Annotated in this window: 19 protein-coding genes; 6 read left to right on the forward strand and 13 right to left on the reverse strand. The window is 50.7% G+C overall.

Annotation, left to right across the window (positions count from 1 at the left end; translation table 11 throughout):
- The 4 genes from ACOBQJ_RS08870 to ACOBQJ_RS08885 all read left to right on the forward strand — a co-directional run.
- Window positions 1–94 (forward strand): IS3 family transposase (locus ACOBQJ_RS08870; protein WP_421071597.1); only part of this gene is annotated, 94 nt, incomplete at its 5' end.
- 195 nt (window positions 95–289) lie between these two features.
- Window positions 290–538 carry a glutaredoxin family protein gene (locus ACOBQJ_RS08875; RefSeq protein WP_421071397.1) on the forward strand — a complete coding sequence of 83 codons (249 nt, stop codon included), beginning with the start codon at window positions 290–292 and terminating at the stop codon, window positions 536–538.
- Window positions 528–902 carry a ferredoxin-thioredoxin reductase catalytic domain-containing protein gene (locus ACOBQJ_RS08880; RefSeq protein WP_421071398.1) on the forward strand — a complete coding sequence of 125 codons (375 nt, stop codon included), beginning with the start codon at window positions 528–530 and terminating at the stop codon, window positions 900–902. Before ACOBQJ_RS08875 ends, ACOBQJ_RS08880 begins: the two co-directional genes overlap by 11 nt.
- 231 nt (window positions 903–1,133) lie before the next feature.
- Complete coding sequence (locus ACOBQJ_RS08885; RefSeq protein ID WP_421071399.1) at window positions 1,134–3,362, forward strand: HelD family protein; 2,229 nt, start codon at window positions 1,134–1,136, stop codon at window positions 3,360–3,362.
- A gap of 501 nt (window positions 3,363–3,863) precedes the next feature.
- On the opposite strand, the gene ACOBQJ_RS08890 is transcribed toward ACOBQJ_RS08885, so the two are convergent.
- Window positions 3,864–5,183: an AAA family ATPase gene (locus ACOBQJ_RS08890; RefSeq protein ID WP_421071400.1), complete on the reverse strand. Its 1,320-nt coding sequence runs from the start codon at window positions 5,181–5,183 to the stop codon at window positions 3,864–3,866.
- A 194-nt stretch (window positions 5,184–5,377) separates the two neighbouring features.
- On the opposite strand from ACOBQJ_RS08890, the gene ACOBQJ_RS08895 reads away from it, so the two are divergent.
- Window positions 5,378–8,470 carry a PAS domain S-box protein gene (locus tag ACOBQJ_RS08895; protein ID WP_421071401.1) on the forward strand — a complete coding sequence of 1,031 codons (3,093 nt, stop codon included), beginning with the start codon at window positions 5,378–5,380 and terminating at the stop codon, window positions 8,468–8,470.
- Here ACOBQJ_RS08895 and ACOBQJ_RS08900 read toward each other — a convergent pair.
- The gene (locus tag ACOBQJ_RS08900) at window positions 8,451–11,546 is read right to left on the reverse strand and encodes an efflux RND transporter permease subunit (RefSeq protein ID WP_421071402.1); all 3,096 of its coding nucleotides are present in this window, start codon (window positions 11,544–11,546) and stop codon (window positions 8,451–8,453) included. The two genes, ACOBQJ_RS08895 and ACOBQJ_RS08900, sit on opposite strands and share 20 nt — an antisense overlap.
- Before the next feature lie 24 nt (window positions 11,547–11,570).
- On the reverse strand, window positions 11,571–12,662 hold the full coding sequence (locus ACOBQJ_RS08905) for an efflux RND transporter periplasmic adaptor subunit (RefSeq protein ID WP_421071403.1): 1,092 nt from the start codon (window positions 12,660–12,662) through the stop codon (window positions 11,571–11,573).
- 284 nt (window positions 12,663–12,946) lie between these two features.
- Between ACOBQJ_RS08905 and ACOBQJ_RS08910 the strand changes: the two genes are divergently transcribed.
- On the forward strand, window positions 12,947–16,372 hold the full coding sequence (locus ACOBQJ_RS08910; RefSeq protein WP_421071404.1) for a PAS domain S-box protein: 3,426 nt from the start codon (window positions 12,947–12,949) through the stop codon (window positions 16,370–16,372).
- Between the two features lie 366 nt (window positions 16,373–16,738).
- Here ACOBQJ_RS08910 and nudC read toward each other — a convergent pair whose 3' ends face one another.
- From nudC to ACOBQJ_RS08960, 10 genes are all read right to left on the reverse strand, one after another.
- Window positions 16,739–17,566 (reverse strand): NAD(+) diphosphatase, encoded by an 828-nt coding sequence (gene nudC / locus ACOBQJ_RS08915; RefSeq protein WP_421071405.1) that lies wholly within the window; start codon window positions 17,564–17,566, stop codon window positions 16,739–16,741.
- A 246-nt stretch (window positions 17,567–17,812) separates the two neighbouring features.
- Entirely contained in the window at window positions 17,813–19,417 is a 1,605-nt protein-coding gene (locus ACOBQJ_RS08920; protein WP_421071406.1) for a (Fe-S)-binding protein, read from the reverse strand.
- Between the two features lie 46 nt (window positions 19,418–19,463).
- The gene (locus ACOBQJ_RS08925; RefSeq protein WP_421071407.1) at window positions 19,464–20,357 is read right to left on the reverse strand and encodes a respiratory nitrate reductase subunit gamma; all 894 of its coding nucleotides are present in this window, start codon (window positions 20,355–20,357) and stop codon (window positions 19,464–19,466) included.
- 92 nt (window positions 20,358–20,449) lie between these two features.
- Window positions 20,450–21,823 carry an argininosuccinate lyase gene (gene argH / locus ACOBQJ_RS08930; RefSeq protein ID WP_421071408.1) on the reverse strand — a complete coding sequence of 458 codons (1,374 nt, stop codon included), beginning with the start codon at window positions 21,821–21,823 and terminating at the stop codon, window positions 20,450–20,452.
- Between the two features lie 12 nt (window positions 21,824–21,835).
- Window positions 21,836–22,015 (reverse strand): hypothetical protein, encoded by a 180-nt coding sequence (locus ACOBQJ_RS08935; RefSeq protein ID WP_421071409.1) that lies wholly within the window; start codon window positions 22,013–22,015, stop codon window positions 21,836–21,838.
- Between the two features lie 324 nt (window positions 22,016–22,339).
- Window positions 22,340–22,522, reverse strand: a complete 183-nt coding sequence (locus tag ACOBQJ_RS08940; protein ID WP_421071410.1) for a hypothetical protein — start codon at window positions 22,520–22,522, stop codon at window positions 22,340–22,342.
- Window positions 22,523–22,690: 168 nt separating this feature from the next.
- Window positions 22,691–23,041 carry a GerW family sporulation protein gene (locus tag ACOBQJ_RS08945; RefSeq protein ID WP_421071411.1) on the reverse strand — a complete coding sequence of 117 codons (351 nt, stop codon included), beginning with the start codon at window positions 23,039–23,041 and terminating at the stop codon, window positions 22,691–22,693.
- 2 nt (window positions 23,042–23,043) lie between these two features.
- Complete coding sequence (locus ACOBQJ_RS08950; protein WP_421071412.1) at window positions 23,044–23,703, reverse strand: DUF2953 domain-containing protein; 660 nt, start codon at window positions 23,701–23,703, stop codon at window positions 23,044–23,046.
- A 3-nt stretch (window positions 23,704–23,706) separates the two neighbouring features.
- A complete protein-coding gene (locus ACOBQJ_RS08955; RefSeq protein WP_421071413.1) occupies window positions 23,707–24,135 on the reverse strand; it encodes an anti-sigma factor family protein in 429 nt (142 codons plus the stop codon).
- Entirely contained in the window at window positions 24,135–24,716 is a 582-nt protein-coding gene (locus ACOBQJ_RS08960) for an RNA polymerase sigma factor (protein WP_421071414.1), read from the reverse strand. The genes ACOBQJ_RS08955 and ACOBQJ_RS08960 overlap by 1 nt, the downstream gene beginning before the upstream one ends.
- Window positions 24,717–24,862 lie beyond the last annotated feature (146 nt).

The following is a 24,862-nucleotide window of genomic DNA, read 5'->3' on the forward strand; positions in this document are numbered from 1 at the left end:
TTATTTGGATTACTACAATAACCGTAGAATTAAGATCAAATTAAAAGGAATGAGTCCTGTTAAATACAGAACCCATTCTCTAAAAATCGCCTGATAAAATTTTGTCTAGCTTTTTGGGGTCAGTTCAATTAGGGCGGTTTTTTTTATTGATAAAAATAAATTTTTAACAATTTATTAATAATTTAAACATATTTATCATCTAGAATACTTGAAAGGAGCTAGCTAAAATTTCAGTGCTTTACCCCTGGTACAATAAATTCTTCTATTCATATTAAGCGAGGTGTTACTGATGGTTAAACTTTATGCCCTGAGTACCTGTCCCTGGTGCAAAAAAGCCAAGCAATTTTTTACCCAAAAGCAAATACCTTACGAGTTTATCGAGGTTGATTTGCTGGAGGAAAAAGAACAGGATAAAACGTTGCAGGAGCTCAGGTATCTGTCTGGCGACGCGCTTTTTCCGTTAACTATAATCGGCGAAGAGGTAATCCTGGGTTATAAACCTGATGACTTTGAAGAGGCGCTGAAAAATGACAAATAAAATTATGTGCCCTGTGTGCCAGGTAGCTTTTATGGCGAAGGAACCGCCGGCAGAAAAAGGCACTGTGCTGTGCCCGGTATGCGGGGCGAAGCTTGAAATAACGGCATTCAGCCCGGAAATAATGGTTCGCAAATTCCCCCAGGATCCGGAAGTGGAAATAAGGGAACGGGTGGACAACTTTGCCAGGCTAAAAGGCTATATATTTAATGAAGATAAGGAGCTGGTCATGGAAGGCCTGCTCCAAAAGAAGGAGAAATACGGGGATTTCTTCTGTCCCTGCAAGATTGAAAATATTCCTGAAAATATATGCCCCTGCCTGGAAACCCGCAGGGGGCGGGTCCAAAAAGAAGGTATGTGCTTCTGAGGTCTCTTCTACAAAAAGGGGTAAGGTTCTTACCCCTTCATTATTTTTTAAACTGGAACCGCCCCTTGGGGCGGTTCCGTTGTGGAAACGTGTCAAGGGGACGGTTCTCTTGACACGATCGTGTCAAGAGAACCGTCCCCTTGACACGCTATGTCGCACCGGGGGTTTACTAAATCATCCAGTTGATATATAATAACATTTTATTATAATAACAGTTCTGGATGTGATCACGTGGGCGAATACCAGGAACAGCTCCGTGAGGAGCGAAATTACCTTGAAAAAACCTTGTCTTTTCTAAAAAACGAAATAGAGAACATGATCGGATCCCTGTCCCAGCAAAAAAGCGGCCTGACAGCTTTAAGAAAAGATATGTGGGAAAATACCGTCCATTTTGCCAACGACTTCGCCAGGCTTACAGAAATCACCCATTACCTTGCGGAACTTGCCAGCCAGTCCGCAAATTACGGCAATACATTGAAGCGTCTCGGGAAATACAGGAAAATGCTGTTGTCGCCTTATTTCGGCAGGTTTGATTTTCTTGAAGACGGACTGTCCGGCACTGAAAAAATATACATCGGGCTGCACAACGTGGTTGACTCCAAAAAGGGCGATTTTTATGTTTACGATTGGCGCGCCCCCGTTTCCAGCATATTTTACCGCTATGAGCCGGGGAGAGCATCATATCAGGCCCCTGCCGGAACAATCTCAGGCGAAGTTAAATTGAAAAGGCAGTACAAAATTCAGGACGCCGAGCTCCGGTACTTTTTTGACTGCCGTGTCGGCATCAACGATGAAATACTGCAGGAAGTGCTGCGCGGCAAAGCTTCCGCCAAAATGCGCTACATCGTCGAAACGATACAAAAAGAGCAGGATGTCATTATCAGGGACACGGATAATGAACTGCTGATCGTACAGGGTGTGGCGGGCAGCGGCAAGACTTCTGTCGCCCTGCACCGGATTGCGTTTCTGCTCTACAACGGGCTGAACTCAAACCTGAGTTCAAACAATATTTTAATCCTTTCCCCCAATAACATTTTCAGTAAATATATCTCCAGCGTCCTGCCCGAGCTGGGAGAAGAAAACACGGTACAGACAACATTCGAAGATATTGCGCTTAAACTGCTTGACGGAAGGCTGAAAACCGAGACCCGGAACCAACAGCTTGAATTTGTTATCTCCGCGCAAGACCGTGATAACTTGAGATTGCGGGACATAGCGTTCAAGGGTTCGGGAGATTTTGTGCGAATTCTGGACAGGCTGATCAGCCATTACGAGAGCAGCATAATTGACTTTGAGGATATTTACTTCGACGGAAAAATCCTCATGACCAGGCAACAGATAAAAAACATCTTTTCAAGAAACAAAACCATCATGCCCATGGCGAAAAGGCTGAAAAGAATTGAAAATATAATACTGGAGAGGATCCAACCATTACGCCAAAAAAGGCTGGAGAAGATAGAAAAGTTTGTCGCCCAAACCGAGGGCCATGACCTGGAAATAAAATCATTCAGCCGCCTGCTTTCCATTAAAAAGTCCAGGACGTACGTTGACCGGATCCGCAGGTTCACCGAGGTCGATTACCTCAACCTCTACAAAATGCTTTTTTCTAATGACGAACTTTTCGCCAGGCTGGCCGAAGGACTGAAACTGCCGGAGAACATCGGTGAAATAATCGCGCTGACCAGGGAAAACCTGGCCGCGGGGATGGCCTTTTACGAGGACTGCGCTCCCCTCTTGTATCTGAAATTAAGGCTGGAGGGCTGCACGGAGTTTAACGGGATCAGGCAGGTAGTCATTGACGAGGCGCAGGATTATGATGTGATCCAATACGAGATTTTTAGACTCCTGTTCAAGGACGCCCGCTATACCGTGCTGGGCGACATCCACCAGGCTATTGATAAAGATGTCAGCATGGCGCTGTATGATAGAATTATTGAAATACTGGATAAAAGAAAATCGGTAAAGATCATACTTAACAAAGGCTACCGCTCCTCTTACGAAATAAACAGTTTCACCCAGCGGATCCTGGGCGTAAAGCGGGATTTCGTCTCCTTTGAAAGACATGAGACTGAACCGGTGATTATCACGAAGGATACCCTGGATAAACATGATGATGCCATAGTCAGGGAAATTGCCGATGCTGTAAGCAGGGGATACGAGTCAGCCGCAGTTATCTGCAAAACCGCGGCAGAGGCGGAGAAATTGCACGCCAGGCTGAAAGACAAAGTAAATATCAAGCTGGTGTGCTCCGGCAGCGGTGAGATTGAAAGAGGGGCGGTGGTCATTCCCTCTTACCTGGCGAAGGGTCTGGAGTTTGACGCCGTAATGGCCAGTGATGTTTCCGGGGATAATTATTGCAGCGAACTGGACAGAAAGCTGCTCTACGTTACCTGCACCAGGGCTCTGCACCGGCTGGCGCTGTTTTATACGGGAGAAAAAAGCCCCCTGATTGAGGCGTGAAGTGAAACGCGAGATGTGAATGGACCGTGTCAAGAGGACGGTTCTGTAGACATACTGGTTCTCAGGACCGTGTCAAGAGGACAGTTCTCCTGACACGATTTTTTCTCTTGATATAAAATTAGAAATCGTGTCACGAAAACCGTCCCCTGGACACGCTCCCGCGTGAAGTGAGTAGGTGCGGCTTTAGCTGCACATTGGTCGGTTAAAACCGACCCTACAACTCATTGGGACCTGGAGAATGAGATGTGAATGGACCGTGTCAAGAGGACAGTTTTTTCTAAGAGGCTTTTTCTCTCGACCGTGTCATGAGGACAGTTCTGTTGACACGCTTTTGTCTCAAGATTTAATAAATGAAATCGTGTCAACAAAACCGTCCCCAAGACACGCTCGGCAAACCGTCCCCTGATATGGAGGGGCTTTGTCAAGCCCTCTTGTTAAAAATCTATAAGCGTGTCAAGAGAACCGTCCCCTTTTGACACGTTTGACGGGATAAATCCCGCCCTACGACGGGGGGTCATCCTGGAGAAGCTCGTTTTGCCTGCGGAGCGCCTGGTTTTCGCTGGCGAAGCCAGCCCTGTCATAGTAAATTTCGAATGCCGGTACCTGTACTATTTCCAGCTCGGGGTAGCGCAGGGCGGTTAATACTCCGCCCATGGCGCACCCCTGGTCGATGTCGATAGTGTTGTTAACAAATACAGCTTCCGGCACCGGGTTGTGGGCGTATACAATAAGGGCTTCCCCGCTGTAATCTTTCGCCCAGTCCCGCCGCACCGGGAGTCCCTCCTCTGTTACTTCCCCCGTAACATCGCCAAAAAAGCAGAAGTTTCTAACCCTCTCTGTGACCTCGCCGATCATTTCCTCCCTGATACCGCCGTGGGAGACGACCAGCCTGCCCCTGTCCAGGATAAGGTACGGCGGCGCTTCCCGGTAAAGGTTAATAAACTCCTCCCTGAAATACTCTCTCTCGTCATCCGGCAGCCCGTTTATTTCCGCTACAGTTTTTTCCAGGCCGTTGGCAATTTTAATATTTCTCCCCTCCAGGTAACGGGAAAGCTTGCGGCAGTGGTTACCGCGAATGTAAAATGCGCTGCCCGCGTCCGCCATATTCTTTACCAGCCAGAAACTGTCCAGGCTGCGGGGCCCCCGGTCGGTGATGTCTCCCAGAAAAACAGCCTTCCGCGCCTCAGGGTGGGTATAATAGTTAAACCGCTTCCGGTAACCCAGCTTTTGCAGAAGCATAACCAGTTCATCGCAGCAGCCGTGCACGTCCCCGATAATATCAAAGGGGCCGGGCAGAGTAACCTCATGGCTGTTAATCTTTATGGCAAAAGAAGAGCCATTAATATCATGTTCAGAAATCACGTGGACTTCGTCAAAGCCTTCGTCACGGACAGTTTTCAGCGTCTGCCGCAGCGCTTTGTGCATCCCGGCTATCACTGACTTAATCACCCGCCGTTCCCTGCCGGCGTTCCTGGCCAGGCAGATCTCCTCCGGCATGTCAAAAACAAGCAGGGCGACGTTGAAGCCATACTTCCTGCCGGTATTTAAGAGATCCCGGCGGGCCTTTTTGGTCAGCGCGGTGGAGTCGGCCACTGTGAACCGTCCCAGGGACAGGCGGCGCTCTATGATATGGCGAAAAAGCCTGAACGCCTCACCGGAGGCCGCCATATTTGTTTCAGAGTCGCTTACAACTACGCGGCACCGGTCCGACGACACTATCGCCGATTCCGTGAAAAACCGCGTGGCAAACGTCGATTTGCCGCAGCCGGGCACACCGCACAACACCAGCAGGGTCGTGCGGGGCAAAGAGATAACGGCCATCCAACCACCCCCATAAGCCTGATAAGTTTTTCTTTATCCTAATATCTTATATTATTAATAATTCCTCTACAAAACTTACCTTAATAAAACATTATATTACAATTTTCCCGAAGGTAATGTTTCGATTTATGTTGAATAACGGATACAATATGCAAAATTATTTCATCTTTTGAGACAGCTTTGGGGGAATTTTAATGTTTTCTTTTATTCGCGAGTTGTTCCGGGATATAGCCAGGCGAAAACAGGTCAAAGAAGCGCTCAGGGAGTCGGAGGAGAGGTATCAGGCTATTTTCGACACTACAGGGACAGCGATATTGATCGTTGAGGAAGATAATACTATTTCACTGGTCAACTCTGAATTTGAAAAGCTTTCAGGATATTCTAAACTTGAAACTGAAGGGAAGAAAAAATGGTCTGATTTTATTACCAAAGATTACTTAAAAATAGTAAAAGAGTACCACCGCCTGAGAAACATCGACCCTGATTCCGCTCCTAAAAACTATGAGATCCAGTTTATTAACCGGCAGGGTAAAACCAGGGATATAACTCTTACCGTCAAGACGCTCCCGGGAACCAAACAATATCTGGTTTCTTGTTTGGACATAACAAAAAGCAAGCGTGCCGCCAGGGCGCTGCGGAACCAGTCGCTTTTCCTGCAGCGCCTGATAGACAATATCCCCAACCCTGTTTTTCACAAGGACGTTAACGGCATCTACCAGGGCTGCAACAAGGCTTGTGAAGAGTTTCTCGGCAGAACTAAAGGGGAGATAGTCGGCAAGTCCGTCTATGAAATCTATCCCAAAGACCTGGCTGATAAGTACTACGAGATGGATTCAGCTTTGTTCCGCGAACCGGGCGTCCAGATCTACGAATACTCCTTTTTGTATGCGGACGGCACCAGGCGCGACGTTATCTTCAACAAAGCCACGTACACAAATACCGACGGCACCCTGGCCGGATTGGTCTGCGCTGCAGTCGACATCTCCGAGCGTAAAAAAACAGAGGAAGAAATACGGCAGTCCGAAGCCCTGCTCAGGTCCATTGTAGAAAGCCCCCGGAACATTATGACGTTTTCCCTGGATATAAATTACCGCTACATATTTTTTAATAAAGCCCACCATGACACAATGAAAAACATCTGGGGGGCCGACATAGAGCTGGGCAAAAGCATGCTTGAATATATAACCTGTCCGAAAGACAGGGATAGAGCGGCGGTAAATTTTGACCGGGCCCTGTGCGGGGAGCAATTCAGCGTAATTGAGGAATACAGCGGCGAAAACCTGGACCGCAGTTACTGGGAGAATATATTCAGCCCAATCGTTATAGAAACGGGAAAAACCATAGGGGTCACCGTTTTTTGCAGTGATATCTCAGAACATATCCTGGCTGAAAGAAAACTGCGCGCCGCCAACCAGCAGCACCTGGATATTATCGACTTTCTGCCTGACGCCACCTTCGCCATCGACCGGGATGGCAGGGTAATTGCCTGGAACCGGGCGATAGAAGAAATGACGGGTGTCTGCAAGGAGGACATGCTTGGCCGTGGTGACTATGCTTACTCAGTTCCTTTTTACGGTAATCAAAGACCAATTCTAATAGATCTAATTTTTTTGGAAAACAGCAGTTTTGAATCAAGGTACGAATACACCGAAAGAAAAGAAAACACTATCTATGCCGAGGCTTTAACCCCGTGCGTTTATAATGGCAAAGGCGCCATAATGTGGGGAAAAGCTTCACCGCTCTTTGACAGTGACGGAAACCTGATCGGCGCGATTGAATCCATCCGCGACATCACCGAGCGCAAAAAGGCTGAAGACCAGCTGCGCGGCGTCAACCAGCAGCTGGAGGATATTATTGAATTCCTGCCTGACGCCACATTAGTAGTTAATAAAGACAGGAAAGTTATCGCCTGGAACAAGGCTATCGAGGAAATGACCGGGGTTAAAAAAGAGGAGATGATCGGCAGGGGAGACTACGCTTACGCCGTACCGTTTTACGGAGAACCCAGGCCGATCCTGATCGACCTTGTGTTAATGCCTCAAAAAGAGGTTGAGGACAAATACGATTATATTATCAGAAGCGGCGGCACTCTCATCACTGAAACAGACGTACCCTTCACCTACAAGGGCAAGGGCGCCAACCTGTGGGGCATAGCCACCCTGCTGCTCGACAGCGACGGGAATGTTATAGGCGCAATTGAGTCCATAAGGGACGTCACCGATCACAAAAACACAGTAGAAGCTCTGCGACTGTCGGAGCAGCGTTTCTCTAAAATCTTCAACGCCAGCCCCAGCATGATGTGCATCAGCACGGTTGAAGAAGGCCGCTTTATTGAAGCCAACCACCGTTTCTTACAGGTTTCAGGTTACAGCCGCGAAGAATTAATCGGCCTTACGGCGTCAGATATCAGTTTTTGGGTGAAGCCGGAACGGGCTGATGTGATTAAATCACTGCGGAAAAATGGGATGGTAAACAACCTGGAATGTGTATTCCGCGAAAAATCAGGTGAAGTGTATATTGGGCTTTATTCAGCGGAAATAGTAAATTTTAACGGCGAGGAGTTTGTTTTGAGCGTGGTAAACGACATATCCGAGCGCAAGCGGTTGGAAGAGGAGATGTCCCGGCTGGAACGGCTGAACCTGGTCGGAGAAATGGCCGCCGGCATAGGCCACGAGATCAGGAACCCCATGACCACAGTGCGCGGGTTTTTGCAAATGCTCGGGGAGAAACAGGAATGCAGCAATTTCAGAGAATACTATAACCTCATGATCGATGAACTGGACCGGGCCAACTCAATTATTACAGAGTACCTTTCCCTCGCTAAAAACAAGGCTGTAAGCAAGCAGTACCAGAACCTCAACCACATACTGAAAGCGCTGTTCCCCTTAATTCAGGCCGACGCCATGCGCACCGACATGTATGTGCACATAGGGCTGGAAGATATTCCGGACCTGCTGCTGGACGAGAAAGAGATCCGCCAGTTGATCCTCAATATGTTCCGCAACGGGCTGGAAGCAATGTCCCCCGGAAAGAAAATTACGATCAGGACGTTTGTGGAGGATAATGAAGTAGTTTTGGCGATACAGGACCAGGGCAAAGGGATCGAACAGGATGACCTGGAAAAACTGGGCACACCGTTTTTCACCACCAAAGATCACGGCACAGGCCTGGGGCTGGCCGTCTGCTACAGCATCGCGGCCAGGCACAACGCTGCGATCAGAGTGGAAACCGGCTCCGCCGGAACTACTTTCTACGTGTGTTTTGCCATCAGCCAGCCGAATCATTAACACTGGCAGGCTTTTTTATTGGGAAAATTTTATTTTTGATGTCGTCCAATATGGTATAAATCACCGGGACAACCACCAACGTCAGCAGTGTGGAGGTTATCAGCCCGCCGATGATAGCGTGGGCCATGGGCGCCCTGCTCTCCGCACCCGGCCCCAGGGCCAGCGCCAGCGGCATCATGCCGAAGATCATGGCCAGAGAGGTCATCACTATTGGCCGCAGCCTGGTCAAGGCCGCCCTCTTCAAAGCCTCGTTCCGTTCCAGCCCTGCCGCCCTCTGCTGCTTGGTGAAATCAATAAGCAAAATGGCGTTCTTGGTAACCAGGCCCATGAGCATAATAATGCCGATCATCGACATCAGGCTCAAGTCGCTGCCCAGCAACAGCAGGCCAAAAATAGCCCCGACAACAGCCATTGGTATGGACAGCATGATCGCGAAGGGGTCGATGTAGCTTTCAAACTGAGAGGCCAGGATGAAGAATATAAACAACACTCCTGTAATCAGGGCTAAAAACATGGTAGTGAAGGTCTCGCCCATCATTTCACTTTCACCGCCGGCAAAAACACTGTAGCCGGCAGGCATCTGTTCCGATTCGATTCTTTTTAAAAATTGATTGTTAAACTCGCCCGGGGACGTCCCTTCCAGGTTGGCTGAGAGCACGATTTCTTTGATCCGGTCAAAACGCCTGATTTCACTGGGAGAGGTGCTGAAAACCTGCTCCGTCACCTGGCTCAAGGCGATCATCGGGCTGGAACCGCCCCCTTCCGCCGCGTTGCGGCTCTGCAGGTAGATATTGCTCAGGTCACCCATATTTTTACGCTGGTCTTCCGCCAGGCGCACCCGCACGTCGAAGCGGTCCTCACCCTCCTCGTACTGACTGACGGTCACCCCGTTGAACAAGGTGCGCAGGGTATCTGCCACCTGGGCAGTGCTGATCCCCAGGTCCGTCGCCGCTGCACGGTTAATCAGGACCTTTCCCTCCGGATTGCCCGGCTTAAAGGAGCTGCCCACATCCACCGCTCCGGGGATGCCTTCCATAATCCGCTGGTACTTTTCCGCATATTCCTGCAACACATTCAAGTCGTCTCCCAGCAGGCGAAACTGGACCTGTTTCTCCGCTCCGGACGACCCGATGCCGCCCGCCAGATTAACAGACACCTGCACGCCTGGAATACTGCCCAGCCTCTGCCTCATGTCCGAGGCAATCTCATTTAATGTCCGTTCCCGGTGCCCTTTATCAACGGTCCTGACATAAATGCTGACCCTCTCCCGGTTGGTGGAAGAGTATACTTTTACCACTTCCGGGTAGCCGCGGATAACGTCCTCCAGCTTTAAAGCCATATCCCCGGCCACGGCCAGGCTCAAACCCGCGTCCAGCTGAGCCGTCACGCTTAACTCACTTGTATCGCCGTATGGAATGAACGACGAGCCCATGAGCGGAATCGCCGCCAGGCTGCTGAAAAACAGGAGGAAAGCCAGAGCCAGCGTCTTAAAGCGGTTTTTCAATACCAGCCCGATAAACCCGGCATACCAGTCGTTGACATGGGCAAAGCCGCGGTTAAACCAGGCCAGGAAACTGCCCAGCGGCCCTCCGGGCAAAACCTCTTCCGCCTTTAAATTGCGGGACGCCAGCAGGGGCACCAGGGTAAAAGACACCAGCAGGGATACCAGCACGCTGAAAACAACCGTCAGTCCGAACTGCTTGAAAAACTGCCCCACGATACCGGTCATCATCGCCACCGGCAGGAACACCGCCACCACGGTGAAGGTGGTGGACGTCACAGCCAGGCCGATTTCGTCGGTTGCCTCCCTGGCCGCCGCCAGGGGGGTCTTGCCGAGCCTCATGTGCCGCACAATATTCTCGATTACCACTATGGCGTCGTCGATAAGCAGCCCAACCGCCAGGGAAAGCGCCATCAGGCTCAAAAAGTTTATTGAAAAACCCATTAATTTCATGGCAAAAAAAGTGGCGATAATGGATATGGGTATGGACAGGGAGCTGATCAGGGTGCTGCGCCAGTCCTTCAGGAAAAGGAAAACCATTGTTACCGCCAGCAGGCTGCCCTCGATAATGGTCTTCAACACGTCGTTGACCGCTTCCCTGATATAGACCGAGTTGTCGCTAACAATTTCAATGTTGACACCCGGCGGCAGCTCCTTTTTAATATCGGCGACAGCCGCCTTGATCTTGTCGGCTACTTCCACCGTGTTTGTGCCCGACTGTTTTATAATGTCAAGGCCAACAGCGGGAGCACCCTGGTAACGGGCAAAACTTTCCCGGTCCTTGACGCCGTCCTTCACCGCGGCAATATCCCGCACATAAAGCTGCACCCCGCCGCGGCGGGCCACCGGCAGCGCCGCGAAGTCCTCGACCCGCCCGACATTGCCCGAGGTGCGCAGTGTCATTTCCCGGCCGTCGCTGCCGAGCTTGCCGCCAGGCACGTCCATATTTTCGCTTCTCAGGCTGGACAGCACCTCGGAGGTGCTCAGGCCGTATGCCGCCAGCTTCTCCTTATCCAGGTCGATCTGGATTTCCCTCTCCTCAGACCCGTAAACAGTAATATTGCCGACGCCGCTTATGGTTTCGAGCCTTTTCTTGACAACATCGTTGACCATAACAGTCATTTCCCGCAGGGAAAGGTCGCCGGTTACGGCAATGTAAACGATGGGCATGGCCATCGGGTCAAACCTGGCGATGACGGGCTCCTCGATATCCTGGGGCAGATCCCCCCGGATCGTGCCGATTTTATCCCGCACGTCCTGGGCGGCGACCTCCGGCTCGGTTTCCAGGGTAAACTCAGCTATCGTGGTGCTGACACCCTCACGCGCTATGGAATATATGTGCTTAACCCCGGAGATCTGGCCGACAGCCTCCTCCATCTTTTGTGAAATTTTTGTCTCAACCTGTTCCGGGGAAGCCCCGGGCTGGACTATGGTGGTAACGACGTAGGGGAATTCCACTTCAGGATAATCGTTTATATTAAGGCCGACATAGCTGATGATGCCAAGGGCCACCAGCGCCAATATCGTTACTGTGGCAAAAACCGGCCTTTTCAGGCTCAAGTTGGTGAGGAACATGCTTTACGCTCCCGTCGGTAAGTTTTATTCGGAAATTATTATTTTGTCCTGGTCTTTGAGTACGTTGATATTTGTTACTACTATCTTTTGACCCGCCGTAAGGCCGGACTTTATCTCCACCAGCTGGCCAACCACCTGGCCGATTTCCACCTGCCGGCGAAGAGCCCGGTCACCGTCCGCTACATATGCGAAATACATCCCCTGTATGCTGACCAGGGAGTTCTGGGGCACGGCCAGCGCTTCTCCCTCCTCGCCGGTCTTAATCCGCACGCTGGCGAACATACCCGGTTTGAGAAGCCCTTCCCCGTTTGCGACTTTAATCTTTGTTTCAAAAACCCGTGCGTTATTATTGGCAGAGGGGTTGATGATCTCCACAACCCCTTCAAACCCGCGGCTGACAAATGAGTCCACATTTACGTCCGCCGGTAGTCCCGTTTTGACTCTGCCCAGGTCTTTTTGCTCCACGTTAACCACGACGTAAACCGAGGAGATGTCCTCGACGTTCATCAGCGGAGTCCCTGCCGCTGCCATCTGCCCCGGGGTGACATTCCTGTTGGATACCACGCCGTTAAAAGGAGAAACTACTGTGGCGCCGCGCAAGGACTCTTCAGCGCTGGAAGCCGCCGCGGCTGCCGCGGCCGCGTCAGCTTCGGCTATTTTCAGCATTGTCTGCACATCTTCAAATTCTTTTTCGGATATCACATTACTCTGGTAAAGCTCCCTGAACCGCTCGTAGTTTATCCTGGCCGAGTCCAGGTTCGCCTCGGCCTTTTTCAACGTGGCCCGGGCAATGGCCAGGGCGTTGGCGTATTCAGTGTCCTCCAGCAAAACCAGGGGCTGTCCGGCTGTCACAACGGCGCCGTTTTCCACCAGCACCCGGCTTACACGGCCGGGGACTTTGGAGCTGACCACGCCGTCATGCAAAGCTTCCAGGCTGCCGGTAAGAGCCACGGCCTCTTCAATTTTAACCTTTCCCACTTCATGCACCGCCACAGTCTGGGCACGCTCCACGGGGGAACTATCCTCTTTTTGTTTCAGGAAGCCGCCGCCCTTCCAAAGCCCCAGGGCCAGGATCACCGCCAGGGGCGCCAGCCATAATTTCCACCTGTGTTTCACTTAAGTGATACACCTCGCTTAATCTATGAATCTTGCCGGCTATAAACTAACTATTAAATTTAATAAAGATATTTAACATTTTTATAACTGAATAATTAGACATGATCTCGTTTAATCCTTTATTGCAAATAATTCTTCAGAGTGACAATATATGACAAAATTCCCGAAGGTTATTGAGTGTAAAATATTGAATATTCCAGAAGCTTAAACAACAATGGCGGATATACAAACCTACAGTCATTTTTTATCATTAGTGAAGAAGTGCTGTCGGCTGAGGTATTACCATGACTTTTTTATCAGACTCACAGGCAGAATACTTTAACCTCATATATATATTGGCGTTTTTTATAGTGGCCTCGGTTTGTGTTTCCATGAGCAAAGCCGCCGGCAAACGCCTGCCATGGGTTTGGCTGGGTTTGTTCGGTGCTGCCCACGGGCTGGGCTTTGGGGCTATCTGCCTCATTGCCAACTGCGGCAACAATAATTTCTCCCCTGATTTGCAGGCCTCCCTGCTGTCGATATCTTTTGTCTGCCTGGCGGAGTTCGGGCGGAACAGCATAGTGAATATACTGGGCAGAGGGCCCGGGAGATGGGTCCTGGTCCCGCTGATATTCTTAGCGGTGCTGTCAGGTTTTATTAAACCAAACGGCGCACAAGCCGCCGTGCTGTACCTGCTGGGGCTGGCGGGAGGGCTGCCTGCGGCGCGTGCTTTACTCCTGGCTTCCCGGTGTTCAGAGACGCACTCCGGCCGCCGTCTGAAAACCGGCAGTATTGCTATGGCTCTGTACGCTCTTCTCGCCGGCCTGCCGGTCCTGCCGGAGTCCTTCATTCCATTAACAATCAGCGGTGAAACTATTTCAAGCGCATTAACTATTTTTCTGCAGGCGGCCAGAATATTTTTAATATTATGGCTGGCAGCGGCTGTCTGGTCCTATTCACACGAACTATTTCGCCAAGAGACAGGTGATGCGTACCATAAGCTGAGATTAAAATATGCTGTGTTGTCCGCGGCTATATTGGTAATTGTCCTCTGTTTGGGCTGGACTGCAACGGGACGCCTTGAACACAACGCACGGGATCATCTGCAAAATGAGGGCTGGAATAAGTTAACCGCTTTATCAGATTATTATCTTCTAGATGATTTAGGCGAAGCCGACCACGCTGTGACTGTAATAGCGGGTGACAACCAGGCAGCCGCCGCTTTGATTTCCGGTACTACCGGCGATATAGAACACGCCAACCAAGCCCTTGACAGGTACCATAAGGTACTGGAGGCCCCGGTTTGTTACCTGTTGGACATTAACGGATATGTTATAGCTTCCTCCAACCGGAACGACCAGGACAGCTATGTGGGCCAAAACTACAGATTTCGACCATATTTCAAACAGGCCCTGACCGGTGAAGCCGGCAGTTATTTCGCTTTAGGGGTGACTTCCGGGGAAAGAGGATATTACACAAGCTATCCGGTGCGGGACGGGCAGAATAACATAATCGGGGTTGCTGTCGTTAAGAGAAAGCTCGAGAGTCTGGAATCAGCATTTCAGCAGTATTCCCTGTGTTTTTTAGTCGATCCCCACGGGATTGTGTTCATGTCAAGCCAGCCGGACATGCTTTTTATGAGCCTGTGGCCTCTTAATGAGGAAACCAAAAAGGCGCTGGAAGACTCCCTCCAGTTCGGCGGCGGGCCTTTTCAGGCCATTGGGCTGCGGGATTCAGCCGATGGGCGGGATATTATATATAAAGGGAAGCAATATATCAAGGTTAGTAAAATGATCAACAGCGATGGATGGTCTTTAGTTTTATTATCACCAACATCCGGTATGCACGAGGCATTGCTGCCGGGGCTTTCCGCAACCTTATTTTTATCTGTCCTTACTATTGGCTTTTTTATGTCAAAACAGCGGTCAACTGAAGGGACAGCCCTGATATCCGCCTCCGAGGAAAACTACCGTTCCATTTTCAACGGGGTCAATGAAGCGATCTTTGTCCACGAACTTCCCGGAGGGCGAGTTGTTGACGTTAATCAAAAAACCTGTGAAATGTACGGCTGCACCCGTGAAAATATTCTAAACACAAAATTATCAATGTTCGGCTCAGACATACCCCCGTACACCACTGACGAGGGAATCAAGTATATAAACATGGCCGCGCGCGGGGAGCCCCAGATTTTTGATTGGCTGGCAAAAGATTATTATGGAAACATTTTTTGGGTCGAAGTCAATTTAAAAAGAATTACCCTGGGGGGCAGGGAGCGCTTACTTGCGGTTGTTAGAAACATCAACGAGCGCAAGGAGGCGGAAGAAGCCCTTAAAGAGTCTGAAAACAGGTACCGCTCTGTTTTTGAAACCACCGGGGCTGGGACGTTAATAATTGAAGAAAACGAAACAATTTCACTGGTTAACAAGGAATTTGAAAGAATTTCAGGTTATTCAAAGGAGGACGTGGAAGGCAAAATAAGCTGGACAGAATTTGCCGCCGGAGAAGACCTGGAAAGGACTAAAGGTTATCACCGCCTGCGCTTAATTGACCCTAAACTGGCTCCAAGGAACTATGAGATCGGAATCATCGACAGGTATGGCAACGTCAAAGACATGATATTAACTGTTGATATAATTCCGGGAACTAAAAAATGCGTGGTGTCTGCTTTGGACATCACCGAGCGCAAAAAAGCGGAAGAAGCGCTGCGCGTTTCAGAAGAGCGTTTCTATAAAATTTTTAACGCCAGTCCCAATATAATGTCTATCACGACGTACAAGGAAGGCCGCTTCATTGTCGCAAACGAACGTTTTTTGAATATACTTGGATATATTTTGGAAGAAGTAATTGGACGCACGGCAGAAGATATAAGAATATGGGTTAAACCGGATCGCGCTGAAATTATGAATAGGCTGCGGGAGAACGGGTTGATTAACAACCTGGAGTGCACCCTCCGCAAAAAGTCCGGCGAAATGTTCACCAGCCTGTACTCAGCGGAGATAGTTTGTTTTAACGGTGAACGGCATATATTGAGCGCTGTCAATGACATAAGCGAGCGCAAGCGTCTGGAGGAGGAAATGGCCCGCCTGGAGCGGCTGAACCTGATCGGTGAAATGGCCGCCGGCATCGGCCACGAAATCAGGAACCCGATGACCACCGTGCGGGGATTGCTCCAGCTGCTGGGGTCCAAAAAGGACAATACTCAATACAGGGAATATTACAACCTCATGATCGATGAACTGGACCGGGCTAATACTATCATTACAGAATTCCTCTCTCTGGCTAAAAACAGGACGGTCAAAAAAAAGATGTTGAACCTCAATTCCATTGTGGAAGTGCTGTTCCCGTTAATCCAGGCCGACGCCATGCGCAATGACAAATTCATACAAATCGGGATCGGGGATATCCCGGATCTGCTGCTGGACGAAAAAGAAATTCGCCAGCTGGTGCTGAACCTGGTGCGTAACGGCCTGGAGGCCATGCCGCCCGGCGGGAGATTAACTATAAAGACGTTTAATGAAGGTAATAATGTGGTCTTAGCGGTACAGGACGAGGGCAGGGGGATCGAGCAGGATGTACTGGAAAAACTGGGCACGCCCTTCTATACCACCAAGGACTCCGGCACCGGCCTGGGGCTGGCCGTCTGTTACAGCATCGCCGCCAGGCACAACGCCTCCATCCGGGTGGAAACCGGTTTCACCGGCACTACCTTTTACATCGTCTTCACTCCCTAACCAGCACCCGGGGACGGTTCGAGACTGCTGAAAAAGGCCTGTTTTCTGATTTTTCATGTTCGAAACCCGTGTTTTGATCGGCGCCCACCTGTAGGGCGGGCTTCAGCCCGCCAATCCATCGGGGACATTCCTCAGCATCAAAGCTAATCCCCAAACAGAGGTGTGTCGCCGTTCCTCTTTGCAGAGGTATGTGCCCAAATCCGCTGTAAGGCTAAAGCCTCACCTACAGTTCTCACAAGCCCCGTTAATTTTAAGAGGTGACTTTATCAGTGGTCTCGGACGGTTCTCGTGTGCCAATTTTGGCAGTGGAACGGGACACATCTCAAAAGCGGAATAGGTTCGCACTGTGGCGGGTTAAAACCCGCCCTACACGGCCGGGGAATGTCCCCGATTTTTTTCTACGAACCAGTTGACCAGCCGGCGGGCAATACTGACAGGAGGGGGCATGGGGGGCAGGTCCTTCGCGGTGAACCAGGCGGCCTCCTCAATTTCCGTTCCGTCTACGGCTATTTCCCCTCCCGCATACTCCGCGGTAAAAGCAACCATCAGGGAGTGGGGAAAAGGCCAGGACTGGCTGCCAAAGTACTTGATGTTTTTGATTTCAACCCCTACTTCCTCCCGAATTTCCCTGCGCAGGCATACTTCAAGGGTTTCGCCCGGCTCAACAAAACCCGCGATAACACTGAAATAATCCATGGAAGTCCGCCTGGCCAGCAGAATCTGGTTGCCGCTGGTGATGGCGCAAATCACAGCCGGGGAAATGCGGGGGTAGCTGACCAGGCCGCAGGCGGGGCAGCTTTTGGCATGCTCGCCGGAATTTGTTTCCGTCCTGGCGCCGCAACGGCCGCAGTACTGGTGGGTATGGTCCCAGTGCAGAAGCTGTACCGCCCGGGCCGCAGCCTGGTAGAAACCATCTCCTATTAAGCCAAAAAGTTTCCTCAGTCCCAGAAAGACCTTATCAGGCGCTTCGCAGCAGTCATTCAGCGCTTCTATGGCGTAACATGGCGTCCCATCCAATTGTCCCAGGTATATTCTCCGGCTCATATCAGTCTCCGGCACCGGGCTTTCAGCAGAGAACGGGGTGATGGCTTTGTCCTCGCACAGGCGCACCAGCATCGCACCCCGGTGAAAGACAAACCAGTGTGCCAAACCATCATTTTCAAACTTTGGAGTAAATTCCGGCACAAAAACCATTTAATCCGCTTCCTTTCAAAGAATTCCTTATTCTTGATTTGCAGGGTAGGCTTCAGCCGACCAATGTGCGACTGAAGTCGCACCTACAATTCTCACTTCCTACGTCTCACGTCTCACGTCTCAATGGAGCGTGTCAAGAGGACAGTTCTTCTGACACGCTTTGCCCTCTAGTATTATAATTTGTAAGCGTGTCAGAAAAACCGTCCCCTAGACACGCTCCCGCATCACGTCTCAATTCCGTCTTGTCTAATTTTCCAGCCACTCGAAATACGGCCGGTCAAAAATGGCCATGGCGTTGGCCATCAGCTCCGCGATGCCGCCGTACCGCACGTTGAACCTGGCCGTGGCCTGGTAGTAATCCAGCATATCCCGGAAAGCGCCCTTGCAGTTGGAGCATGGCGCGCAGATATACTTTGGTGTGGAGGAGTCCTCAACCGTGTCCTGGAAGGCGTCCAGGATCTGCTTGAACTTCATCCGGGCGGCGACCTTCATTTCCCATTCGGGGAAATTCATGCTCCTCATCACGGCAAAGCCGCCGCCCCCTCCACAGCAGTAGTTTTTCACCCCGTGGGGAACCATTTCCCTGAACCGGGGGCAGAGGGATTTGAGGATTTGGCGCTGGGGCATAACCACGCCCATGGAGCGTACAATATTGCAGGGATCGTGCAGGGTAACCGGAAAATTGTTGCGAAGCGGGTCGAACTTAATCGCGCCGCTCATGACAATATCCCGCAGGATGGGGAAGCTGCTTTCACGCGGGATATTGTCCGCGCCAACCGCCAGCCGGTCGGACGACACGGCCGCGGCCCGGTGGGCGTGGCCGCACTCCCCGATTACTATTCTCCTCACACCCAGCTCCCGGGCCGCCCGCCGCTGGGCGAGGGCGATTTTCCGCGCCTGGGCGTCGTCGTACCAGATACCGTAGTTGACCCCGTCGTAGCCGGCCAGCTCGCTGCTCATGGTCCAGTCCAGGCCGGCTTCCTCGAAAAGGATGGCGAAGGCGGCCGGGTTATCGGGCCAGGACAAAAACTCGCCGGCATTGTGGATCAGCAGGATATCCGCGCCTTTTTTATCCACTGGTATTTTGTACTGCCGGCCCAGCCGCTCAAATATATCTTCCTCGATAAACTCTATCGTATCTTTAAAGGCACTACTGTTCATACCGGTGCTCGACCCGGTTTTTAGCTGCAGCACCGTCCCCCTCTCATGCAGGAGGGTCGGGGCCATGCCCATCTCCATACTGAAAAGAGCCCGGATCTCCCTGGCGATCATGCTGTTGTCCAACCCCATGGGACAGGTCTGGGCGCAGCGGCGGCAGAGGTTGCAGCGGTAGGCCAGCTCGCCCAGGCGCAGGACGGCTTCGATATTAATATCAATATGCCCGCCGGTAAACCGGGCGGCCAGGCCGCCTCCTTTTTTATAACTTTTATACAGCCTGCGCAGTGTTTCCGAGCGGAAAAGAGGCCGGTACGCCTCTTTCCCGCCACTGGCCTGGAAGATGTGGCATGCTTGTGAACAGGAGTCGCACCTGGCGCAATACTCAAAAGCTAGAAGAAAAGGCGTCAAAAAGCCCCGGTTGGTCTCTTTTGAAAAAAGCTTATCCAGACCGCTTAAAAATTTTCTGATCAACTCTTCTTCTTCAGCCTTTGAAACGGGGCGTTTAAGCCTGTCGTTGCCGATTACGCCGTCTACAGTGGTGCAGTAAGTTTCCCGCCAGGCGTCCTTCAACGGCTTAAGGCCGGGTTCCAGGCCAGGTTTATCATAGGGCGCCGGCAAAGGCATGAATTTGTCAAGGCTGACCAACTGGTCGGAAGACGGCCTGGATATATCTTGAGGTCTTAACTTATACAATTCCAGAACACCCTTCAGTACTTAGTTGATTAATATATTACCCTGCTTATTCGTCAGAATTTGTGTGGGGCGAGGACCACCTGTCACGCGGCTTGTAAGCGAGATTTTTGATGACCTTCCCTTCCATTACAGAACCTCTCAGGTTGGGTTCATTGTCCCAGAGCACCCGGTGATACGCGAAATACTTGCCGACGTAGTGGCTTATTTTAGTCAGGGGAATATAAATCAATAATGACCCGAACAATAAAATATGGGCAGTGAGCGCGGCCCCGGCCCTGATGGGCGCCAGGGTAAGCATGGCTGTTACCGCATGCCGGCCGTAATTAAAGCCGGGATCCATACTCCAGGCAACCATACCCGAAACAGACGCGGCAAAAATTAATAACAGGCTGAAGTAATCATCCGCGCCGCTGTATTCTCTCAGCGTATCTTCCGATATCCTGTACAAAAACAGGGCGGCGCTGCCGCTCGCTGCCAGAATGGTGCCGCAGAGACCTGTAACAAATGTTGAATAATAAACAAGAGCCGCCCAAGGATTGCTGCCGGCGCCGCTTGAAGTTGCCGGCTGCAAACCGGAAAGCTCAGTAATCGCCCCGGCCAGAAGGAATAATGTGAACAGTCCCAGCAGATAGATGCCCAAATGCATGGCGTAGCTGTAATACCAGTGTTTCCTCCGGTTAATAAAAAGGTTCTTCATAAACAATATTTCTTTAAACATTTCCTTGTAACCGCCGGCAAGTGAGACCCGCCTCGGCCTGGTCCACCACTCTGCTTCCTCGTGGTAGGAGCCGCCGTATTCCCTCCTGCCGCCAGGCTCCCAGGGGACGGGGTACAGTTCCCAGCGGTTGGCCAGCGGGTGCCGGGCATACTGATAAAACTTATAAAGTGACAAGCCGCAAAAGGACGTAACAACTATATACATAAAAACCGTGAGAAGCAAAATTGATAAACCTCCCGAGGGGATAATAACAAAACCGGCCAGATATCAGCCGGTAGCTTTAAATAACGGTTAAGCTGCTTAAGCGCAATATCTTAACCCAGGCGCTGCCTGGCCCTGGCTATGGCCTCCGCGACTGTTCCCGGCGCCGGGCCTCCCGGCACTTTCCTCGACTGGACACAGTTCCTGATGTCGATAGCATTGTACACATCTTCTTCCACCAGGGAGCTGAACTCTTTGTATTCCTCCAGGCTCATCCCTTCCAGCGTCTGGCCCTTTTTCAGGCAGTACAGCACCGCCTTCCCCGCTGCCTCGTGGGCTTCACGGAAAGGCATCCCCCTGCGTACTAAATAGTCAGCCAGGTCAGTGGCGTTGGTAAAGCCCCCCCGTGCTGCCTGGGCCATTACATCTTTCTTTACCTGGATGGTTTCCAGCATGGGCTTAAAAATAATCAGGCATTTTTTCACGGTGTCGACCGCGTCAAAAAGCGCTTCCTTGTCTTCCTGCATATCCTTGTTGTAGGCCAGGGGAAGGCCTTTCAGCATGGTCAGCAGCGCCTGCAGGTCACCGAATACCCTTCCTGACTTGCCGCGGATCAGTTCCGCCACGTCCGGATTTTTTTTCTGGGGCATCATGCTGCTGCCGGTGCTGTAGGCGTCATCCAGCTCGATAAAGGCAAATTCTGCTGAAGACCAGAGAATGATTTCCTCGCAAAGGCGGCTCATATGGACCATGATCAAGGAAGCGGACGCCGCGAACTCTACGGCGAAATCGCGGTCGCTTACCGAATCAAGGCTGTTTTCAGTAACAGCGGCAAAACCAAGCTGCCGGGCCACGTATTCCCGGTCCAGGGGGAAGGTGGTCCCAGCGAGGGCACCCGCCCCCAGCGGCATGACGTCGGTACGCCTGCGGCAGTCGCCCAACCGCTCCTCATCGCGGCGGAACATCTCGCAGTAGGCCATCAGGTGGTGCGCGTAAGTGACAGGCTGGGCCCGCTGCAGGTGTGTGTAGCCGGGCATTACCGTATCAAGGTGCTTTTCCGCCAGATCCAGCAGGGATGCCTGAAGCCCGCGCAGCAGGGCGGTGATACTGTCGATTTCATCTTTCAGGTACATGCGTATATCCAGGGCTACCTGGTCGTTCCTGCTGCGCGCCGTATGCAGCTTTTTGCCCAGTTCGCCGACTCTTTCGGTCAGCAGCTGCTCCACATTCATATGTATGTCTTCGGCTCCAACAGAAAACTCTACCCGGCCGGCTTCAATGTCAGCGAGGACCTCTTCCAGCCCGCGGATAATGGCGCCGGCCTCATCGGGCTCAATTATGCCGGCCCGGCCAAGCATTGAGGCGTGAGCAATGCTGCCTTTTATATCGTATTTATACAACCTCTGATCAAAAGAAATGGAAGAATGAAAATCTTCCACTAAACGGTCAGTTTCTTTTTGAAAACGGCCGCCCCATAATTTGGCCATGTCTGCACCTCTCTAAAAAAAGAAAAACGCCGGTTTGCCCGCAATAACATTAGCGATCATTATAATGGGAATAAGAAAGACCGCTAATGTGAGAAAAAGAATAAATAATTTCAAACGTCTGTTTTTATAAAAAGGATGCTGCTCCATCGGCGCCTGCTCCAAATTACCATCGTCCACTTTTTCTTCGACCATTTCTTCACCCCCACGCGATTTTTATTATTAATTCTAACATGTCCATTTTATATTGCAAATAAAATTAAGAGGAAGCAGGCAATTTTGTCCGCCTACTTCCCCCTAATGTGTTCCGGTTTTAAGGTCCAAAGCTAATTAAGCCTCCTTTTTTGATTCTTCATCAGCTATTGACTCTAACCCGATGTCCTTAAGGATTTCATTAATGAGTTCTTTTGTCACCATTTAATCCCCCCTTTATTTATTAATATATGAGCCCTTTTAACGTGGCGTGATACTGATTATACAGACTAATAATTGGAAAGTCAACGATATTTTTACTGCAAATTAATCCTTATATCGGGTCCGGTAGGTGAATTTGTCGCTGCCGCACTTCCTGCACCGGCATCCCTTTGACTGCATCCGCCATATTTCTTCACTGGAAAGTTCCCCCGTACGGCTTAAGTCTACTGTTACAGCTTCCACCTCGTGCCTGTTCTCACATACAAATGTTATGACCAACTTGCTCACTATATGCTACCTCAATAGATATTTATTTTTATAATATACTATAAAAAAATACCATAAAAGACTTGACAAAAAGATTGTACTGAATAGAAACAAAAAGATTCAACATGTTTCCATAAAGAAAATCAACCCTCCTCAAAAGAGGAAGGTTGGATGTTAAAATAATGTTCTCTACTCGGCGCTTGTTCCTTCCTTGCTGAACTTGCTCACGATCTCCGGAATCATCCCCGCCAGTTTTTCCAGGGTACCCTTCTGTCCCAGGTTGTAAATATTTACTTCCCCGTCACGGATAACGATCAGTGCGGAAGGGCTGACTTTGGCCCCTGCTCCGCCGCCTCCCCCTTTCCCGACGCCTTTACCGGGTTCCGATCCTTCACCGACACCTGTGCCAAAGCCGAAGCTGGCCGACATAACGGGGATGATTGTTGTATTGTCCACATTGATTGGATCTCCGACGATGGTCTTGGTTTTAATCATGTTCTCCAGGTGTGAAACAATGGCTTCCATACTTTCTTTAAACATTTTTACACCCTCCTTTTAATTTTTGATTTTATGATTCTCCACCATATCTTCCTGACCGCGGGGGCAAAAAAGAATCCAATGGTATGAAAAATTAACACCGCCGGTATCAGCGTCGCGCTCATTTCACCGCACAGGTTCAGGATAAGTTCCTGGAAATTGGGATTGAGGCGCAGTGTACAGCGGCTGCTGTTTATCAATCCAACCAACGCCGACAGGTATCCGGTAACCGCCGGGTCACCGGCGCCGTATTCTCCTTCGAGGCACAGCCTTAAGTTCAGGGAACGATGGGCGCGGCCGAGAAAAGCTAATACTTCCTTCAATAAAAGCCTGTTAAAAAAAATTTTTATATCTGAAAATCCCTGCCGGTTAGTTTTTTTTGTTTCTTTTGCTTTTTCTTTTATTTTGTCTTTGGCTTTTTCTTTTTGAACGGCGGAGCTTTTTTCGTGCAGCCGTTTACGCCAAAAACCAAGGCGCACATAGAATATGTTCCCGCTTTCAGCCATAACCATGCTGAAGGATGTCAGTCCTCCCGCCCAGCTGATTTCCCCCCGGAAATTTTTCTTTTCTGCCAGGCAACCCTGCGCGTGTAAGGATATCGGCGTCAGCAAGACAACTGCTATAATGATGGCTATTGCAATTACCGCCCACATGATTATGCTCACGATCTACCGCCCCCGGTTCTTCTTCCAAAGGCGCCCGGCGCCTGACAAGGAGTTGGCCAGCAGCTCCGGTATCTCCCTTGCCGCTGTTACAACCGCCCCCCTTAATTGCCCCGCGCCGGGAAGATAGGCTAGAGTATACTTCAGCGGGCTGAATGCCAGCTTTTGTGATTCCCAGAAGTTAAGCTTCTTTTCATCTGATTTTTGCCTCTGCCGCATGGCTGTGGTTATCGCCTGCCGGCGAAGGTAAGGAAGTACGGCAGGAGCCTCGATTTCTTCCGGGCACGCCAGCTCCAGCCATAGCAGCTTTAAGCGGGAATACTCCTGGCGGCAGGCCGTGCAGCCGGCCAGGTGTGCCATTAATTCTTTTTCCTCATCAGCATTAAGTTCTCCATCAAGAAAACCCTGGATCAATTCAATATTACATATGGTCACTAAGGCACCTCCCAGCCATAGGTCTTACTCAAGGCCTCCCTGAGAAGCCTTCGCCCGCGAAAGAGACGGGTCTTTACAGTTCCAACGGGCATCCCCGCAGAGGAGGCAATTTCTTCATAGCTCATCCCCTCCTGGTGGCGCAAAACCAGGACCAGGCGGAGCGGCGGCGGCAGGCGCTGCAAAGCGATTTTCAGGGCATCCCGGATCTCTAAATACTCGACTATAGCCAAAGGGTCACTGCCGTTTTTATCTGCCAAGGTATCAGCCAGGGTATAATTTTCTTCATTAACGGCATCGATTGAAAACGTTTCTGGCGCTCTCCCGCGCAGGAAGTTAAGGCAGACGTTAATCACCACCCGCCGCAGCCATGGCTTAAAGGGACGGCCTAACTGGTATGTGTCCAGCCCGGTTATAATTCTCAACATTGACTCCTGGGCCAGCTCCAGAGAGTCTTCTCTGTTATTCGCCAGGCGGTGGCACAGGCTGAAAATATATCCCTCATAGCGGGAAAGCAACAGGTTGCAAGCTTCATCCTGCCCGTCCCGGCATCTGAGCGCCAGCTGGTGGTCATCAGCTGCCAACTGAAGCCCCCCCTTTAACCCTTCTATATTCCTTTACACAACCGCGGGGTAAAAAGTTTCACAGTTATTATAAAAAACTAATTAAATTTTATTAAGTTTCCACACTGGGATATCCTTCAGCAAAAAACAATAGAACAAAAATGACG

It is taken from the genome of Pelotomaculum propionicicum (genome assembly GCF_048984525.1).
GTDB classification, from domain to species: Bacteria; Bacillota; Desulfotomaculia; order Desulfotomaculales; family Pelotomaculaceae; genus Syntrophopropionicum; species Syntrophopropionicum propionicicum_A.

Excerpts from the sequence above, each read along its gene's own strand:
- ACOBQJ_RS08875 (WP_421071397.1), top strand. The coding sequence starts at position 290 with ATGGTTAAACTTTATGCCCTGAGTACCTGTCCCTGGTGCAAAAAAGCC.
- ACOBQJ_RS08880 (WP_421071398.1), top strand. The coding sequence starts at position 528 with ATGACAAATAAAATTATGTGCCCTGTGTGCCAGGTAGCTTTTATGGCG.
- ACOBQJ_RS08890 (WP_421071400.1), bottom strand. The coding sequence starts at position 5,183 with ATGGCCGTTATCTCTTTGCCCCGCACGACCCTGCTGGTGTTGTGCGGT.
- ACOBQJ_RS08895 (WP_421071401.1), top strand. The coding sequence starts at position 5,378 with ATGTTTTCTTTTATTCGCGAGTTGTTCCGGGATATAGCCAGGCGAAAA.
- ACOBQJ_RS08900 (WP_421071402.1), bottom strand. The coding sequence starts at position 11,546 with ATGTTCCTCACCAACTTGAGCCTGAAAAGGCCGGTTTTTGCCACAGTA.
- ACOBQJ_RS08910 (WP_421071404.1), top strand. The coding sequence starts at position 12,947 with ATGACTTTTTTATCAGACTCACAGGCAGAATACTTTAACCTCATATAT.
- nudC (WP_421071405.1), bottom strand. The coding sequence starts at position 17,566 with ATGGTTTTTGTGCCGGAATTTACTCCAAAGTTTGAAAATGATGGTTTG.
- argH (WP_421071408.1), bottom strand. The coding sequence starts at position 21,823 with ATGGCCAAATTATGGGGCGGCCGTTTTCAAAAAGAAACTGACCGTTTA.
- ACOBQJ_RS08935 (WP_421071409.1), bottom strand. The coding sequence starts at position 22,015 with ATGGTCGAAGAAAAAGTGGACGATGGTAATTTGGAGCAGGCGCCGATG.
- ACOBQJ_RS08945 (WP_421071411.1), bottom strand. The coding sequence starts at position 23,041 with ATGTTTAAAGAAAGTATGGAAGCCATTGTTTCACACCTGGAGAACATG.